This window comes from Oceanobacillus timonensis (genome assembly GCF_900166635.1).
In the GTDB taxonomy this organism is placed as follows: Bacteria; Bacillota; Bacilli; order Bacillales; family Amphibacillaceae; genus Oceanobacillus; species Oceanobacillus timonensis.
The window spans coordinates 2035401-2052329 of record NZ_LT800497.1 but is presented as its reverse complement, the minus strand read 5'-3'; the positions used below and the strand labels follow the sequence as shown (position 1 = coordinate 2052329).

Here is a 16929-nt window from a genome sequence, read left to right as displayed (position 1 = left end):
ACGAATAAATACTTGCATGAAAATCAGGGAGGAAAAAACATGGCAGAATTAAAACTGGACCATATTCAAAAGATATATGGGAAAGATGTTTTGGCAGTAGAGGATTTTAACTTGCATATTCAAGATAAGGAATTTATTGTATTTGTTGGTCCATCCGGTTGCGGGAAATCAACAACCCTTCGTATGATTGCCGGTTTAGAAGAAATATCGGAGGGAGAATTATATATTGATGATAAATTAATGAATGATGTTTCCCCAAAAGATCGTGATATTGCAATGGTATTTCAAAACTACGCCTTATACCCGCATATGAATGTATATGATAATATGGCATTCGGACTGAAACTGCGGAAATTCAAAAAGGAAGAAATCAAAGAGCGCGTGGATCAAGCAGCGAAAATTTTAGGGTTGGAAGCATACTTAGATAGAAAACCAAAAGCATTATCCGGCGGGCAAAGACAGCGTGTGGCATTAGGACGTGCGATTGTCCGGGATGCGAAAGTTTTCTTAATGGATGAGCCTTTATCCAATTTAGATGCGAAATTGCGTGTGCAAATGCGCGCGGAAATTCAAAAGCTTCACCAGCGTCTTCAAACCACAACCATTTATGTAACCCATGACCAGACAGAAGCGATGACCATGGCGACAAGATTAGTTGTTATGAAAGACGGTGTGATTCAGCAGGTTGGTGCTCCGAAAGATGTATATGATTTGCCGGAGAACATATTTGTCGGCGGTTTTATCGGTTCTCCATCGATGAACTTCTTTACAGGCACATTGGAAGGAGACAGATTTACCATTGGCGACAATTCCTTTCTCATTCCGCAACCAAAGCTTAACCCCTTAAAAAATCAAGGATATGAAGGGAAAGAGCTGGTTATTGGCGTGCGTCCTGAAGATATCCATGATGAGTTAGTATTTTTAGAAGCATCCGCTGATTCGAAACTTACAGCAAAAATCGAAGTTGCTGAGCTGATGGGAGCGGAGTCCATTCTTTATTCCAGTATCGATGGACAGGAATTTGTTGCACGGGTTGATTCCCGAACCGATATACAAGGCGGTGACGATATAGAACTTTCCTTTGATATGAATAAGGTCCACTTCTTTGACAAAGACAATGAGCAGCGGATACATTAATATTTGCCTTGTTTCTAAATTGGTAAAGGGGAGCTTTTAAAAGCTCCCCTTTTCAGCCAGTAATATTTTGTTTAATAAAATTATTGACCATGATGCATTTGTTGTTGAGCAGTTTGAACAAGACGTTTTGTGATTTCTCCGCCTACAGAACCGTTTGCACGGGAAGTTGAATCTGCACCAAGATTCACACCAAATTCTTGAGCAATTTCGTATTTCATTTGATCAAGAGCTTGTTGAACTCCAGGTACTACTAATTGGTTTGAGTTGTTGTTTGCCATAGTTATCACCTCCTGTACACCTATCATCTGCAATTTTGCTGATCTTATGATAGTTAATTATTGGTAATAACAATGGCAAACTTTAAAATGCAGAACGCAGCTTGCTCTGCGCCCTTTTTTTATCTTTTAATATTCTAACAGGTCGCTTTTCCCGGGACGGAAAAGCTCATTTGCTACGTCTCTTTGATATCTGTTCTGTTTTTCTGATTCTATAAATAAACGCTGCACATTTTTTCGGCATAGCTGTTCAATATCGTCAATCACTGCTTGCGGCGTTGGATCTACAAGGCCGAATACCACAGCGTCATAAGCGCGGACAGACCCTAAATTGACGACATAGTCATTTACTAAATGAATACCTTTTTCTTTGACAATTTGATCTCCCTCAGCGGAAATTGGAATATTTGCTGCTTCCGCAATCAGACTTGCATTCACTGAATCCGCATTGCCTGCATGAATCACATCTTCGAGCGCACAAGGAATCAGAATATCTGTATCGACATCCAGCCATTCATTATTTGGTCTTACATGATAATTAGACTCGAAATAGGCTTTATCCATCTCCCCATATTCATTTTTATGGTCAATCAGAGAAGGTATATCCAGTCCTTCTTTACAAGTGACCAATAAATTGGCATCTGAAATTCCAACTACTTTATAGCCCAGTTGATGTAATTTTAATGCACAGCTGGCACCGACACAGCCAAATCCTTGAATAACAACTTTTGCTCCGCCTTTTCCATTCATTCGTTTCCAGGCTTCATCTGTTGCAAAAGCAGCGCCATAGCCGGTGACAATATCATTTAAAAGAAGTCCGTCCAGCTTTTGTGTTAATAAATCATCATAATCCTTGATTCCTTTTAACACAACCGGATTTTCCTTCATGGATTTAGTCAGTGGAATATCGATACCAAATTCATGGAATATTTCCAGAATATCTTCATATTTTGTTCCTAAATCATTCCCCAAGGACACGCCGTTATCAATATATGGCATCATAGCTGTCAGGAATCGTTTTAATACACCGGGTGCTTCAGGTGATTTAAAATCAAAAGCAATGCCGGCTTTACATCCGCCTGTTGTTTCCGATTCACTGGCCACATATTTATAGGCCATCGCTTCTGCCAGACGAATCACTTCTTCTTTTGTTACGGATGGATGCATTCTTGTTCCTCCGCCGGAATATCCTTTTTTCAGATTCTGGACAACCAGCCAGCCTTGTGCATCTGTTTCCGTATCATTCCATTCTACAACTAAATATGGTTTTAACATGTCTCTTCTCCTTTATTTATTTTTCTCCATCAAACCAGTCAGAACGTTCCGGGTTCATACTAATATTGATTTGTTTTGTCTCCTGGTACTCATCCAGGCCGTATTTTCCGAGACTTCTTCCAATCCCACTTGTTTTGTATCCTCCCCACGGCGATTGCACGCTGGACAGGTGATAGTTATTCACCCAGGTAATCCCCGCACGTACTTTCTTTATGACACGGACAGCTTTGGCCTGATCAGTGGAAAATACCGCGCCGGCAAGTCCATAATCCGTATCATTAGCCACATGGATAGCTTCCTCTTCATCTTTAAATGTTTGAATCACAATTACCGGACCGAATATTTCTTCCCGGACAATACGCATATCACTTGTTACATTGGTGAATACAGTCGGTTCGATGAAGAAACCTTTCTCTAACCCATCTTTTTCGATACGCTTGCCACCTAAAACTAAATGTGCGCCCTCTTCTTTACCAATCTGTATATATTCCATAATACTATCCATATGCTTGTTGCTGACAATAGCTCCCATTTCCGATGCTTTATCATTTCCAGGACCAACTCGGATGGCTTTCGCTTTTTCGATAAACTTTTCCACAAATGTTTCATATATATCTTCTTGAATGAGCAGCCGACTGCCTGAAGTACAGACTTGTCCCGCTCCCATAAAAATACCAAATAAACCATAATCAACTGCCAAATCTATATCCGCATCATTAAAGACAATGTTCGGTGATTTTCCGCCAAGTTCCAAAGAAACTTTTTTCAAATTACCAGCTGCTGCCTGCATAATCTGCTGCCCTACTTTTGTGCTGCCTGTAAAAGATACGATATCTACATCCTTACTTTCGGAAAGTGTTTGTCCCGCTACAGCCCCTGTTCCAAGCACCAGCTGCGCAACACCTTTAGGCAAATCGGTTTGTTCGAAGAGTTCATACAGCTTCACGGCAGTCATCGGCGTTATTTCTGCCGGTTTTAAAATAATGGAATTCCCAGCAGCTAAAGCAGGAGCTATTTTCCACACACTCATCAAAATCGGGAAATTCCAAGGAACGATTAAACCGGCTACTCCCATTGGTTCTTTGACAATCATCGTTTGTAAATCCTTCTCCGCTTCAAAGGTTTCATCTGTCTGATTTTGTAACAGACCAGCGTAATAACGGAATGTGTGCAACGCATCAGCTACGTCGGCTTCTGCTTCTCTGATTGTTTTTCCGTTATTTAATACTTCCAGTTCGGTCAATTCCTCAGCATGCGCTTCTATTTTATTGGCGATCTGGTATAATACTTCCGCTCTTTCTCCAGGCGTCTGTTCCGACCATATCCCGCTTTCAAATGTGCTTCTGGCGATACGAATTGCCTTTTCGGTTTCTTCTTTTGTCGCTTGCGGCGCTTGCGCAATGACTTCCTGATTGGCAGGATTGATTACCTCTTGCCTATCAGGATTGACCGAATCCAGCCATTCACCATCTATATACAACTTCAAATGTTTGGTCATATCATAAGCCTCCTTATTTCACTTTAGCAGCGGTTATCCTGACTATTGATGTGGACGAAATGAACGGATATATTCCGGAGAATCTTCATATGCCAAATGACCAATCGCCTTCGTATCCACAACAATCATATAGGATTGGTTACTTGCAAGAGCCTTTGCCAACACGTTATCAAATTCACTGGCAGATGTTGCTTTTTCCGCTTCAAATCCCATCGATTTTGCCATCATAGCAAAATCAGGGTTCTGTAAATGAACAGCTGTCTGCCGGCCATACGCTGCTTCCTGATAATATTGCAGAATGCCATAGCCGCCATCATCAAACAGTAAAACAATAATCGGTGCATCTTCCTGGACAGCCGAAATCATTTCTCCTGCGTTCACCATAAAACCACCATCACCAGCTATCAACACAACCGGTTTTTCCGGCTGAGCAACTTTGGCACCAACTGCCATAGGCAAGCCCTGTCCAATTCCGCCGCCGGTCATATGCAAATAATTACCTGGTTCCTGGATTTGGACCAGTTTATTTCCCCATATGTAGCCATGCATTGTTACATCAGTTACTAAAATCGTATTTTCCGGTAATTGCTTGTTCATGATATCGGCAAATTCTCCATAAGGCTGAACCATTTCATGTAAATCATTGCGGACGGCTGTCCGGGTTGTCTTTACTTCTTCTACATACGCGTTATCCGGCTGGGTTTCTTTGTCTGCCAGTGTGTTATTAATGGTTTGCAAGACAGCTTTGGCATCGCCGATTAATCCGTACTTTGTATCATAATTTCGGTTAAACGCAAATGGGTTTAAATCAATATGAATATGGTTTTCCGGTAATGGAAGCGTGCCTTCTGCCGTTTCTGTTTCCCGAAATCTGACTCCGATACTGACAAGCAAATCCGATTTTTTAAGAAGCTCTGTCACTTGTGGGGTAGCGGCGAAATTTCCGATGCAAAGCGGATGATTCTCCGGCATGCCTCCTTTACCGGATTCGCTTGTAATCACTGCCGGCTGGATTTTTTCAACCAATGTAGTTAGTGCTTCAGAAGCCCCAGCGTGAATAATCCCGTCGCCGGTCCATACAATTGGTCTTTTAGCAGATGCAATGGCTTCTATTATGTCTGCAGGTATACTTACTTCTGTATTTTGTTGCTTTGTTTTCGATTCAATCAGCTGGTTATCTGGAATAATCTGTGCTTGAAAATTCGTTGGAATCGATATCGTCACCGGGCCTTTGGGAACTTCCCGTGCATCATTCATTGCCGCCCGCATAAATGGTGTAATCTGATGCGGCAAGCGCAATAAGTAAGATGATTTACTAGCACCATCCATCATTTTTTGCTGATCTTTACATTCATGAATATAGCGTAAATCTTTTCCGATATAATCGGAATCTACTTCGCCTGTAATATGAAGCAGCGGTGTTCCTGCATTCCACGTTTCGGTTAAGGATCCGGCTCCATTTCCGGCACCTGCTCCTGTACTAGTCAGTACAACACCTAATTTACCCGTTGTTCGTGCATAAGCATCTGCCATATTCACCGCGCCGCTTTCTCCCCGAGCAGTGGCTATTCGGATGGAACCTTCTTCCAGCAATGCTTCATAAATAGGCATATTATGGATGCTGACAATTCCAAATATTGTATCTACATTTGCTTTAACAAGTTCTTTTACAATTGCATCTGCAACGGTCATTTCTTTCTGATTCATTATAATCCTCCCCTTACTGTCTATGTACCCATTTCCTAACTTGTTTTTCCCCCTATTTAAAACCTCTCTTCAAAAATAATGGAGAGAGGAAGTAACATAATTTATTGAAAATGGGAAGTACAATATTCGACAGATAAACGTTTGACTTTAAGTTTAGCTTATAGCACCCTGCAAAAGATTGCAAGGGAAGTAACAGGATTCACATCCCTATCACCGGTTTTTGGCAGCGGTTACACCATAGCAAGAAGTACAGCTTCACGTTTTTGGATTTTTTAACAAAAAGTTTGCATTTTTTCTTATATTCTTCTTTTTTAATCAAAAACTGCCGGTTCGATTGTCCGGCAGTTTTTGATTTCTTTCTATTTATTTTGGATGTGTCATTTCTTCCGGTTTGACATACGCATCAAATTGTTCTGCTGTTAATAATCCCAGTTTAACTGCTGTATCTTTTAACGTAGCATTATCCGCAAATGCGGTTTTGGCAATTTTGGCTGCATTTTCATAGCCAATATGCGGATTTAATGCCGTTACCAGCATCAAGGAATCCCGCAAGTTCTTTTCGATATTTTCTAAGTTTGCTTCAATTCCGGCAGCACAACGTTCGTCAAAGGACATTATACTGTCCGCTAATAATTGGCTGGATTGCAAGAAATTATATGCAATCACCGGCTTGAATACATTTAACTCAAAGTTCCCTTGGCTCGCTGCAAAACCAATCGTGGCATCATTTCCCATTACCTGTGCAGCAACCATGGTCACTGCTTCGCTCTGTGTCGGATTGACTTTCCCAGGCATGATAGAACTTCCTGGTTCATTTGCCGGGATGGCAATTTCTCCAATTCCGCAGCGTGGACCGCTTGCTAACCAGCGTACATCATTCGCAATCTTCATCATATCTGCTGCTAATCCTTTTAAAGCACCATGTGCATATACCGTTTCATCATGGCTCGTCAATGCATGAAATTTATTTTCAGCAGAGATAAATGTTTTTCCAGTATATGCTGAAATAGCTTTACATACCTTTTCCGAAAAATCCGGATGAGCGTTTAAACCGGTTCCTACTGCTGTTCCGCCAATAGCCAGTTCACGCAGATGCGCATTGCTTTCTTTAATCATGGTATAGGACTTCTCCAACATGCGGTGCCAGCCGCTGATTTCTTGTCCTAACGTCAATGGCGTTGCATCCTGCAAATGGGTACGTCCGATTTTAACAATGTCAGCGAACTTCTGCTGCTTTTCTTCCAGTGTATTTGCGAGTTGCTTCACTGCAGGAAGAACAGTGTCTTCGAGCTTTAATACAGCTGCTACATGCATAGCAGTAGGATATGTATCATTAGAACTCTGCGACTTGTTTACATCATCATTGGGATGAAGTTTTAATTCGCTGCCCTTGTCTTTGAGCCACTCATTTCCAACATACGCCAATACTTCATTGACATTCATATTGGATTGTGTACCGCTTCCTGTTTGCCAAACGACTAATGGAAAATGCTCGTTTAATTTATCTGCTAATACTTGGTCTGCAGCATACTTAATAGCTTCTGCTTTTTCTTCTTCCATTAAGCCCAATTCAAAGTTAGCAACCGCTGTACTTCTTTTCAGAATTGCAAACGCTTTAATGATTTCGACAGGCATGGTTTCCTGACCAATCGGGAAGTTCTGCTTACTGCGCTGTGTTTGTGCTCCCCAAAATTTGTCTGCCGGTACATTGATTTCCCCAATAGTATCTTTTTCTATACGATAATCCATCTTAACTCCTCCTTGAAACTTTTCCTTGAATCCCTTTCTAGTGTATCAAATTTTTTGTTTTTTTTCGATTTCTTTTTCATGATATAATACAGTAATCGTTCTTTTTCCGACAATATCTTCCTTTTTCACGTATTTCAATTTGAAAGAAACGAGGGATACATCATGCCAAATATTTGGACACATATTTTTTTCGCAGAAGATGTTTGTAATTCTTTGTCCTGTGATACACATCGTTCTCCATATAAACATACGTTGTTCCTGGGAGCACAGGGTCCTGATCCTTTCTTTTATTATCGATTTTGGCCCTGGTTTTCAAATCAAAAAACCGGACAGGAAATCGGCAACACTTTACATACAAAAGAATGCGGGCCTTTTCTCTTGCATCTGATTACAAAAGCCATGAAACAAGCCGATGAAACAAAGGCTTATGTAATGGGTTTTATCACGCATCATTTACTGGATCGCCATACGCACCCTTATATCCATTATCGTGCTGGCTATCAAGGCAGCAAACATCAAAAACTGGAAACCATCATCGATACAAAGTGGGCCTTCCGCACTCGTAAAATGGAGCTTTGGAAACATCCGGCATATGCTGAAATAAACGTCGGCACTACGTTGCCCGCATCTATTTTACACCTGTTAGATGAAAGTATCCGCACCTTTTATCCCGGATTATCTTTTCAAATACAGGACATCCAAATCGCTTATCAGGACATGCTGGCTGCCCAAAAACTATTTGCGGATCCAAGCGGGTGGAAAAATAAAATGTTAAAGCCTTTTATCAGCTCTTATTCCCATCGGCCTATCGATGCATCTATCGATTATCTGAATGAAAATAAAACCCCCTGGCTGCATGCAGCTACTGGAGAGGTGCACCAGGAAAGTTTTCCAGAATTATACGATGATGCATTAAATGATGCCGTCAGTTTACTTCCACTTGTTACGGATTATTGGAATGAAGGCGGGGCATCTGTTTATGAACAGCTCAGCCGCAGAATCGGCAACATATCATACGATACAGGAACTCCCTTGGCAAACCAGGATAGAAACCGTTTCAGTGTCCCTATTGTGTAAAGGAAAAAGCACATGCTACAGCCTAATTTGGCAGCATGTGCTTTTTATTATTGCGGACGTACATCGACTTCCTCTTTTTTATTCGAAGCGTTTTTCGCTTCTTCTATTCCTTTATCAATATCTACAAATTTCAAAAGAACTATTCCGATAATAAAGAAGAAAATAAGAGAAAGGATTCCTAAGCGACTGTTCCCCGTCAACTGGCCAATCAACGCAAATATAAATGGGCCGATAACAGCAGCGAACTTGGAAGAAATACCATAAAATCCAAAAAACTCCGCGTGTTTGCCAGTCGGAATCATTCGTCCGAAAATGGAACGGCTCAATGATTGTGCTCCTCCCTGAACCATCCCTACAATAATAGCTAATATATAAAAATGAAGTGCTGTATTCATAAAATAGCCAATAATAACAATGCCTAAATACACATATAAGGTGATAAATAACGCTTTTTTCGCTGTTATTTTTGTTGCCAGCCACCCAAAAAAGAATGTAAACGGAATGCCGACAAATTGGGTAATTAATAAAGCAACAATCAGATCATTTTGACCGATACCGATTTCACTTCCGTATACCGTTGCCATGCGGATAATTGTTGAAATACCATCATTATAAAGCCAAAAAGCCAGCAGGAAAATAAGCAGCTGCTTAAACCGTTTTATTTCCCGAAAAGTGTTGCCAACTCTGGAGAACCCGATGGAAATATATGATTTCGTCCGCTCTTCCTTCTCTTTTTTCTCTTCTTTCAAATTTTTCAGCAGCGGAATCGTAAATACCAGCCACCAGATCCCGACTGATGCAAGTGAAATACGGCTTGCCCATTCTGTATTGGCAATTCCGAACCACGATGGTTTTAATATCATCATCACATTCACAGCCAGCAGAATTCCTCCGCCAATATAACCGTATGCGAAACCGCCGGAAGATACTTTATCTATCTCTTCCTTATCAGCGATTTCCGGCAAAAATCCATCATAGAATATATTCCCGCCAGAGAATCCAATTGAACCTATAATAAACAATAGGGAAGCAAGCAGATAATCTCCTTCACTGATAAATATCATTAAAATACTCGCAATAATACCCATAAATGCAAAAAATCGGAGAAACTTTTTCTTTGCTGCTGAAAAATCACTGATTGCACCTAGAATTGGTGCCAGGATTGCTACAATAAGTACCGAAATAGATTGCGAATAGCCCCAGTAGCTTGTCGCTAAATGCCCTTCCAATCCAGATGCAGCAACTGATGAATAATATACTGGAAGTACAGCAGCCATGATTGTTGTCGCAAAAGCAGAATTCCCAAAATCATACATCATCCAACTGCGCTGTATTTTCTTTTTCGATTTTGCGTCCACCATATCCCCCTCCTTTACTGCATTATAATGGATTTATTTAGTAAATCCTATCTCTTTTCGTAATTTAACAAAACTTATAAAAAAAGCATAGACCGCATTTGATTTATACGATCTATGCCTTGTTATATTCTTTAATCTTCCCATACATATTGTTTATAAGCTTCACTATATTCTTTAAAGTCTGTGTGATTATTTGTGTCAATGGCATGATTGATTCTTTCTTCCAAGTGAGATTTGTTCCAGTTAAACACAAGCTCATCTAATACGAATTGTGCAATCAGCTTGTCTTCAAATGCTAATTCTTTTCGTGCAGTTAGCGGCTCGCCTACATATTGAAAAAAGCGGTAAACGACTTTTTCTTGTTTCATGGAAGATTCCCCCTTAAAGCCTTTTATCCATTATGCACAAACTTTCTATAAATTTCAACTATAAGGTATTTTGAAATATTTGGTGATGTTTAGTAATGTTTCCTAAAGGAAAAGATGCTTACAAATCTCAATAACTCTTCCTGAGGTCGCTTATGTTTCTCTAGACCCACCAGCAGGTGATTTGTTAGACTATAAAAGCTAACTTGAAATAATTTCAAGACTATATACAGAAAGGTTATATAACGTATTGAAAAACAACAAATACTATACAAAAATGTTGGTCTACACAATGTATCTTCATTTTTAAGACATGGTGGGATAGCTATGAATAATCATGATGAAAATTTAAAAACCGGTGATAAAGGAGCTTGGCTGAGCATCGTCGCCTATATATTTCTGGCCGTTATGAAGCTTTTTATTGCGTCTATCGGAAATTCGGAAGGGCTGCGTGCAGATGGTTTAAATAACTTTACAGATATTATTACTTCCGTTGCGGTATTAGTAGGATTAAAAATAGCCCGGAAGCCAGCTGACTCCGTTCACCGTTATGGACATTACCGGGCAGAGAGTATTGCTTCTTTATTCGCCGCTTTTGTTATGGTGTTTATTGGCCTGCAAGTTATATTTACTGCCAGCCAATCCCTTTATGCAGCTGATTATGAGCAACCTGGTATGCTGACAGCTTGGGTAGCCTTATTTGCCGCTCTTATCATGCTGGGTGTCTTCAATTATAATTTGAAACTGTCCAGAAAAGTGGGCAGCAGTGCGCTTTATGCCGCTGCAATGGATAATCGTTCCGACGCTTTTGTCAGTATTGGCGTGTTTATCGGGATTATTGGATCACAATTCGGGCTATTCTGGTTGGATCCGGTTGTCGCGATATTGGTTGGATTTATCATTTGTAAAACAGCCTGGGATATTTTTAAAGATTCCACTGTCACATTAACGGATGGCTTTGATTATAAAAAATTAGACGAAATGAAAGAAGACATCCGCACATTTAAAAATGTACGGGATGTCATTGATATTAAAGGGCGTATCCATGGTAACCAAGAGCTTTTAGATATCACTATTTTAGTGGATTCCACACTAACGGTCGCTCACAGTCACGCCATTACAGAACAAATTGAGGACTACCTTTATCAAAAATATGGCATTAATCATGCGTTAATCCATATTGAACCTTATGGAGAAGACGGCGATTCGCCAACTTTAAATACGTAAAATCTCTTATTGACAATACGAGTAAATTAATTGTATAGTCATTATTAACAATCTTATCGTTAGACAGGAAAAGTCCGCAGTAGACCATTATATAACAGGACGTCAGAGACAAGGTGGCCGGTGCAAACCTTGGTGTATAATGGATTCGAATTACAGGCTTTGTATAAATACTTGTCGCTGTAATCAAGTGGATGCACTTATCTGTGCATCAACAAGGGTGGTAACGCGGAGCTGCACTTCGTCCCTATTTAGGGGCGGAGTTTTTTTATTGGCGTAAAACGATACGATAATACCTAATGTATTTTATTCTAATTGAATTAGAGTATAGGAAAAGTCAAGGAGGAATTATAAATGAATTCAATCAAGGCAAAACATCATCCCTCATTAATTGGTTCAATCATTTTTCTTTTCATGATTGTAGTGATTATCAGCTTGTTTATGATTGGTCTCGAAACAGCACCGCACGTACCTATTCTTATCGGAATTTTCATTCTGATCGGCTATGGTTTATGGAATAAAATCAGTTATCCATCTCTGCAGGACGCGATGGCTCTGGGTGCCGGTTCAGCTATGGGAGCAGTATTCTTGTTCTTTGTTATCGGTATTTTAATCAGCAGCTGGATAATCAGTGGAACGATCCCTGTGCTGATGATGACAGGATTGTCTATTATTTCAACGACCTGGTTCTATGCCGTTGTCTTTGCCATTACAGGGATCATCGGGATTTCTTTAGGAAGTTCCCTGACCACGACAGCCACAGTTGGAGTAGCATTATTAGGAATGGCTGGTGCAATGGATGCTTCGATAGCTATAACAGCCGGAGCAATTGTTTCCGGAGCGTTTTTCGGAGATAAAATGTCACCATTGTCGGATACAACGAATCTTGCTTCCACGATTGTTGGGGTTGATTTATTTGAGCATATTAAACATATCAGTTTAACGACGATCCCTGCATTTATTATATCTTTTATTATTTTTGCGATATTATCGCCCAATGAATCCCATGCAGGCAATAATATTGCACAATACCAGGAAGCATTACAAGCTACAGGCCTGATACATTGGAGTTCTTGGATTCCATTAATCGTTTTAATCATTTGTACCGTTTTTAAAATTTCTGCTTTCTTATCAATGTCCATCAGCAGTATCATTGCCAGTATTTTTGCGATTGTTGTGAATCAATTTCCATTAACAGCTATTCCAGGCATCTGGTTCGGCGGATATATCGGAAGTTCTGATTTTGACCCTGTTAATGAATTGCTTACAAGAGGCGGTCTGGAAGGGATGTTTTTCACGATTACCCTTGTGCTTCTCGCTTTAAGTTTTGGCGGATTATTATTCGTGACAGGAATTTTTCCGGTAATCTTACAAGCACTTCAAACCAGACTGAGACGAACCAGATCGATTATTACTTCCACCGCCTTTACAGCAATTGGTGTGAATGTTTTCATCGGCGAACAATATTTATCCATTCTGTTAACCGGAGAAACATTTCAGCAAATCTATGAACGGGCAGGATTAACAAAGAAAGCTTTATCCCGAACGTTAGAGGATGCAGGAACAGTGATTAACCCGCTTGTCCCTTGGAGTGTATGCGGCGTATTTATCGCAGACGTCTTAGGTGTCCCTGTCCTGACTTACTTGCCATTTGCATTTTTCTGTCTGTTAAGCCCAATAATTACGATTATATTCGGTGCCAGAACTGCAAAAAAATAAGATGAAAAAAAGGCCTTGATGTGTTTTCATTCATCAGGGCCTTTATCCATTATTTATCTTGATCTGTCAAAATGATTGCATCATCTTTTGTGATAACGATTTGATGTTCAAACTGTGCAGAGCGTCCTTTATCAACCGTTCTGGCTGTCCAGCCGTTATCATCCATTTTGCTGTGCCAATCACCTTCATTTATCATTGGCTCTATCGTAATAACCATGCCTTCCTTTAAACGGGTTCCTTTATTTGGCAACCCATAATGGGGAACATGCGGGTCTTCATGAATCGTAGGTCCGATTCCATGACCAGTGAAATCACGAACAACCGAAAATCCTTCTGCTTCAGCATAAGACTGAATCGCGTGGCCAATATCTCCAAGGCGGTTACCATGTTTTGCCTGGGCAATTCCTTTATATAATGCTTCTTTGGTTACTTCAATCAACTTCTGTCCTTTTTCATCTACATTCCCAACAGCATAGGTCCATGCAGAGTCAGCTAAACCTCCATCTAAGTTAACAACCATATCGACCGTCAGGATATCTCCATCTTCTAATGGTCTGTCTGTCGGAAAACCATGGCAAATTTCATCATTTAGAGAAGCGCAAATTGCATACGGATAACCGTTATAGCCTTTTTGTTCCGGTGTTGCACCATGCTCTTCCAAAAACTTCTCCACAAATGCATCTAATTCCAACGTCGTTACACCCGGCTTAATCCGGTTTGCAATTTCTTTATGTGTAGCGACAAGCAAATCTGCCGCATCTTGCATTTGTTGTACTTCTCTTTTACTTTTTCTGGTAATCATTCACTCAACTTCCTTTCCTTGTTCTATATTCGCGATACTATATAGGAAATCAATTCAATTATTTAAACAATGTTTCACACCCATAGTCCATTGTAAATTTTAACACAACCATTCTGAAACGGACAGTAAATCACCTTCTTATGATGTTGTATACACTTTTTCTAACCCATTGAAATGAAAACATTCCAACATATCCGGCCTAAACGCCAAGCAAAAAATGGGGCTACGCTGTAAAAATGGTAAAGTACAATTTATTAAAAAGAAACCGCATGTTATCATAAACATATCTTTTTTTAAAAAAGATATGTTTGAACGTTTAAATGGAATTGGAGGTCTTGTTATGATAGAAATTTCCGAAATTAATAAAAGCTTTGATGGTAATCATAAAATTATTGAAGATCTATCCTTGGTGATACCTGATGGGAAAATTATCGGCTTTCTCGGTCCCAATGGTGCTGGTAAATCTACGACGATTAATATGATGACCGGTATTCTGCCCATTGATGACGGGACCATTACCTTAAATGGGATTGATATTGAAAAATATCCGTTACAAGCAAAACAGGTTTTCGGCTTTGTGCCTGATCGTTCCGATATTTTCCTGAGATTGAAAGGGCTGGAATACCTAAACTTCATTGCGGATATGTATCAAGTACCTGAAGATGTACGAAAAGAAAGAATAGCATATTATACGGAACAGTTTTCCATCGATCACGCACTCGGAAATTATATTCAAAGCTACTCTCATGGTATGCGCCAAAAAATAATGGTTACATCTGTGCTATTGCATGATCCGGATATTTGGATTTTAGATGAACCGTTAACCGGTCTTGACCCGAAATCTTCCTATGCCTTAAAACAAATGATGCGGGAACATGCAGATCGAGGGAACACGGTTTTCTTTTCCAGTCATGGCCTCGAGGTTGTAGAACAGCTCTGTGATGAAGTAGCGATTATTAATCATGGCAGGCTTTTATTTTACGGTACGATAGAGGAATTACAATCTGAGTATCATACAGACCAGTCGCTTGAAAATGTGTTTTTGGAGCTGACCAATGATGCGTAAAACATGGACATTGACTAGAATTATGTTAAAAATGCAGTATTCCTCTGCCGGGAAGCAAAGTAATGCATGGGTATACATTATTCTTGCTATTTTTTTAATTCCATTTGCTATTATCGTACTGCAGGGGCTAAATTCCATGATCACCTACGCTTATAACTTTCTGGCTGAGATAAACCAGGAAAGTATGCTTCTTGGGTTGGCGCTTCTTTCTATTGCAGTTATCTTGCTATTTTTATCATTCATCATGATTTTATCGGCTTTTTATTTTTCAGATGATATTTCGGCTTATATACCGTTGCCCGTTCATCCTTATCAATTATTAGTCGGGAAGGCGGCAAATCCATTAATTTATAATTATTTCCTGACTGCATTTATCTTTCTTCCCTTTTTATTTATGTATGGGAGTTTGAACGATGCATCCTTTTTATTTTATGTCTATGGATTTATATTGTTTATTATTTTTCCTATTATTCCATTTTGTCTCGTTGCTGTTATTCTTATGTTTATTATGCGCTATGTTAATATTGCCAAAAATAAGGACCGTTCAAAAATCTTTATGGGAATTGGCTCTTTATTGTTTGTTATCCTCGTTAACGTGCTTGTGCGATTAAATATGGATAATGCTGCATTCATGGATACCTTTATGACCTACATGCAGGAACAGGAAGGCTTGATGCGATTGATTACATTTATCTTTCCACCCGCCTACTTTGGCGCCAACAGTCTTCATCTTGCAGCTAGCTGGTCCGGTCTTTTTTATCTGATTGCTCTGTTGTTTTTATTTGTAATCAGTGTGTTAGTATTTGTCTGGGCAGGACAACGGTTTTATTTGAAAGGTGTTCGCGGAATGAGCTCCGGCAGTAAGGGGAATTTATCAGCGAAAGCAACACAAAAGCTGACAAAACAGCATTCAAGTCTTATCACGTATATGCGTAAGGAACTCAAAGTCATTTTTCGTACCCCTGCTTTTCTGATGCAGTGTGTGATTCAATCTTTGTTTTTCCCGGTATTCCTAACCGTGATTCTATTTTTGGATATGGGAGATGAGCTGGCCGCACTAGTTCCGGCTGCCCCGGAAAAAAATCTATTTCTCATCTTATTTATGGTTTCGGTATTTATATTAAGTATGAATGTAACAGCTTCTACAGCTATTTCCAGAGAAGGAGCAAGCAGAAAATTAAATTTATTTTTGCCAATTCCTTTTCATCATTTGATTGACGCAAAATTATTTGTTGCTTATCTTATGGCGCTTCTGCCATTTGTCCTTATCATCGGAGTCGGTATGTATATCCATATTCCTATACATATCTTCATCGGCTGGGTTGCTATTTCCTTGTTGTATAACTGGTTATCTGTAATGATTCATTTTATCGTTGATGTCCAAAACCCGAAGCTACATTGGACCGACGAGCAAGAATTATTTAAAGGAAGGTTCATTCCGTTTTTTATTTCTCTTGCCCAAGTTGCTTTTTTTGGAATTATAACGATAATACTTTGGAATATGCAGATAAATGGTGTCTATCTGATACTGTTTATCCTGCTCATGGTTACTCTTATCGCTACCGCTTTAACACAAACCTATTTGCGTAAAAAAGTAACGCTAAAAACGCTGCAAAAATTAGGGGAATGAATAAAAAGAAGACGTACCCGGCAATCATACGCGTTGCCGGGTACGTC

Annotated in this window: 14 protein-coding genes; 6 read left to right on the top strand and 8 right to left on the bottom strand. The window is 39.7% G+C overall.

Annotated elements, in window-relative coordinates; genetic code table 11:
- Nucleotides 1-39: 39 nt before the first annotated feature.
- Nucleotides 40-1137: an ABC transporter ATP-binding protein gene (locus tag B7E05_RS09990; RefSeq protein WP_080874059.1), complete on the top strand. Its 1098-nt coding sequence runs from the start codon at nucleotides 40-42 to the stop codon at nucleotides 1135-1137.
- 80 nt (nucleotides 1138-1217) lie between these two features.
- Here the strand turns inward: B7E05_RS09990 and B7E05_RS09985 are convergent, their stop codons facing one another.
- From B7E05_RS09985 to fumC, 5 genes are all read right to left on the bottom strand, one after another.
- Nucleotides 1218-1415: an alpha/beta-type small acid-soluble spore protein gene (locus B7E05_RS09985; RefSeq protein ID WP_080874058.1), complete on the bottom strand. Its 198-nt coding sequence runs from the start codon at nucleotides 1413-1415 to the stop codon at nucleotides 1218-1220.
- A gap of 126 nt (nucleotides 1416-1541) precedes the next feature.
- On the bottom strand, nucleotides 1542-2687 hold the full coding sequence (locus tag B7E05_RS09980) for a Glu/Leu/Phe/Val family dehydrogenase (RefSeq protein WP_080874057.1): 1146 nt from the start codon (nucleotides 2685-2687) through the stop codon (nucleotides 1542-1544).
- A 16-nt stretch (nucleotides 2688-2703) separates the two neighbouring features.
- On the bottom strand, nucleotides 2704-4185 hold the full coding sequence (locus tag B7E05_RS09975; RefSeq protein ID WP_080874056.1) for an aldehyde dehydrogenase family protein: 1482 nt from the start codon (nucleotides 4183-4185) through the stop codon (nucleotides 2704-2706).
- Between the two features lie 42 nt (nucleotides 4186-4227).
- A complete protein-coding gene (locus tag B7E05_RS09970; protein ID WP_080874055.1) occupies nucleotides 4228-5892 on the bottom strand; it encodes a thiamine pyrophosphate-binding protein in 1665 nt (554 codons plus the stop codon).
- Between the two features lie 363 nt (nucleotides 5893-6255).
- On the bottom strand, nucleotides 6256-7641 hold the full coding sequence (fumC, locus tag B7E05_RS09965; protein ID WP_080874054.1) for a class II fumarate hydratase: 1386 nt from the start codon (nucleotides 7639-7641) through the stop codon (nucleotides 6256-6258).
- A gap of 162 nt (nucleotides 7642-7803) precedes the next feature.
- Here fumC and B7E05_RS09960 point away from each other — a divergent pair, with 162 nt between their 5' ends.
- Nucleotides 7804-8718, top strand: coding sequence for a zinc dependent phospholipase C family protein (locus B7E05_RS09960; RefSeq protein ID WP_080874053.1), 915 nt, complete (start codon nucleotides 7804-7806; stop codon nucleotides 8716-8718).
- A 47-nt stretch (nucleotides 8719-8765) separates the two neighbouring features.
- On the opposite strand, the gene B7E05_RS09955 is transcribed toward B7E05_RS09960, so the two are convergent.
- Together B7E05_RS09955 and B7E05_RS09950 are read right to left on the bottom strand one after the other, a co-directional pair.
- Nucleotides 8766-10076, bottom strand: a complete 1311-nt coding sequence (locus B7E05_RS09955; protein WP_425435094.1) for an MFS transporter — start codon at nucleotides 10074-10076, stop codon at nucleotides 8766-8768.
- Between the two features lie 131 nt (nucleotides 10077-10207).
- Nucleotides 10208-10444, bottom strand: coding sequence for an IDEAL domain-containing protein (locus B7E05_RS09950; protein WP_080874051.1), 237 nt, complete (start codon nucleotides 10442-10444; stop codon nucleotides 10208-10210).
- Between the two features lie 324 nt (nucleotides 10445-10768).
- On the opposite strand from B7E05_RS09950, the gene B7E05_RS09945 reads away from it, so the two are divergent.
- Together B7E05_RS09945 and nhaC are read left to right on the top strand one after the other, a co-directional pair.
- Entirely contained in the window at nucleotides 10769-11668 is a 900-nt protein-coding gene (locus B7E05_RS09945) for a cation diffusion facilitator family transporter (protein WP_080874050.1), read from the top strand.
- A gap of 351 nt (nucleotides 11669-12019) precedes the next feature.
- The gene (gene nhaC / locus B7E05_RS09940) at nucleotides 12020-13384 is read left to right on the top strand and encodes a Na+/H+ antiporter NhaC (RefSeq protein WP_080874049.1); all 1365 of its coding nucleotides are present in this window, start codon (nucleotides 12020-12022) and stop codon (nucleotides 13382-13384) included.
- Nucleotides 13385-13433: 49 nt separating this feature from the next.
- Here the strand turns inward: nhaC and map are convergent, their stop codons facing one another.
- Nucleotides 13434-14186 (bottom strand): type I methionyl aminopeptidase, encoded by a 753-nt coding sequence (gene map / locus B7E05_RS09935; RefSeq protein WP_080874048.1) that lies wholly within the window; start codon nucleotides 14184-14186, stop codon nucleotides 13434-13436.
- Between the two features lie 340 nt (nucleotides 14187-14526).
- Here map and B7E05_RS09930 point away from each other — a divergent pair, with 340 nt between their 5' ends.
- Both B7E05_RS09930 and B7E05_RS09925 read left to right on the top strand, forming a co-directional pair.
- Nucleotides 14527-15252: an ABC transporter ATP-binding protein gene (locus B7E05_RS09930; protein ID WP_080874047.1), complete on the top strand. Its 726-nt coding sequence runs from the start codon at nucleotides 14527-14529 to the stop codon at nucleotides 15250-15252.
- Nucleotides 15242-16882 (top strand): putative ABC transporter permease subunit, encoded by a 1641-nt coding sequence (locus B7E05_RS09925; RefSeq protein ID WP_080874046.1) that lies wholly within the window; start codon nucleotides 15242-15244, stop codon nucleotides 16880-16882. Before B7E05_RS09930 ends, B7E05_RS09925 begins: the two co-directional genes overlap by 11 nt.
- Nucleotides 16883-16929: the final 47 nt, after the last annotated feature.

Coding starts and splice junctions, on each gene's coding strand:
- B7E05_RS09990 (WP_080874059.1), top strand. CDS start 40: ATGGCAGAATTAAAACTGGACCATATTCAAAAGATATATGGGAAAGAT.
- B7E05_RS09985 (WP_080874058.1), bottom strand. CDS start 1,415: ATGGCAAACAACAACTCAAACCAATTAGTAGTACCTGGAGTTCAACAA.
- B7E05_RS09980 (WP_080874057.1), bottom strand. CDS start 2,687: ATGTTAAAACCATATTTAGTTGTAGAATGGAATGATACGGAAACAGAT.
- B7E05_RS09975 (WP_080874056.1), bottom strand. CDS start 4,185: ATGACCAAACATTTGAAGTTGTATATAGATGGTGAATGGCTGGATTCG.
- B7E05_RS09970 (WP_080874055.1), bottom strand. CDS start 5,892: ATGAATCAGAAAGAAATGACCGTTGCAGATGCAATTGTAAAAGAACTT.
- fumC (WP_080874054.1), bottom strand. CDS start 7,641: ATGGATTATCGTATAGAAAAAGATACTATTGGGGAAATCAATGTACCG.
- B7E05_RS09960 (WP_080874053.1), top strand. CDS start 7,804: ATGCCAAATATTTGGACACATATTTTTTTCGCAGAAGATGTTTGTAAT.
- B7E05_RS09950 (WP_080874051.1), bottom strand. CDS start 10,444: ATGAAACAAGAAAAAGTCGTTTACCGCTTTTTTCAATATGTAGGCGAG.
- B7E05_RS09945 (WP_080874050.1), top strand. CDS start 10,769: ATGAATAATCATGATGAAAATTTAAAAACCGGTGATAAAGGAGCTTGG.
- nhaC (WP_080874049.1), top strand. CDS start 12,020: ATGAATTCAATCAAGGCAAAACATCATCCCTCATTAATTGGTTCAATC.
- map (WP_080874048.1), bottom strand. CDS start 14,186: ATGATTACCAGAAAAAGTAAAAGAGAAGTACAACAAATGCAAGATGCG.
- B7E05_RS09930 (WP_080874047.1), top strand. CDS start 14,527: ATGATAGAAATTTCCGAAATTAATAAAAGCTTTGATGGTAATCATAAA.
- B7E05_RS09925 (WP_080874046.1), top strand. CDS start 15,242: ATGATGCGTAAAACATGGACATTGACTAGAATTATGTTAAAAATGCAG.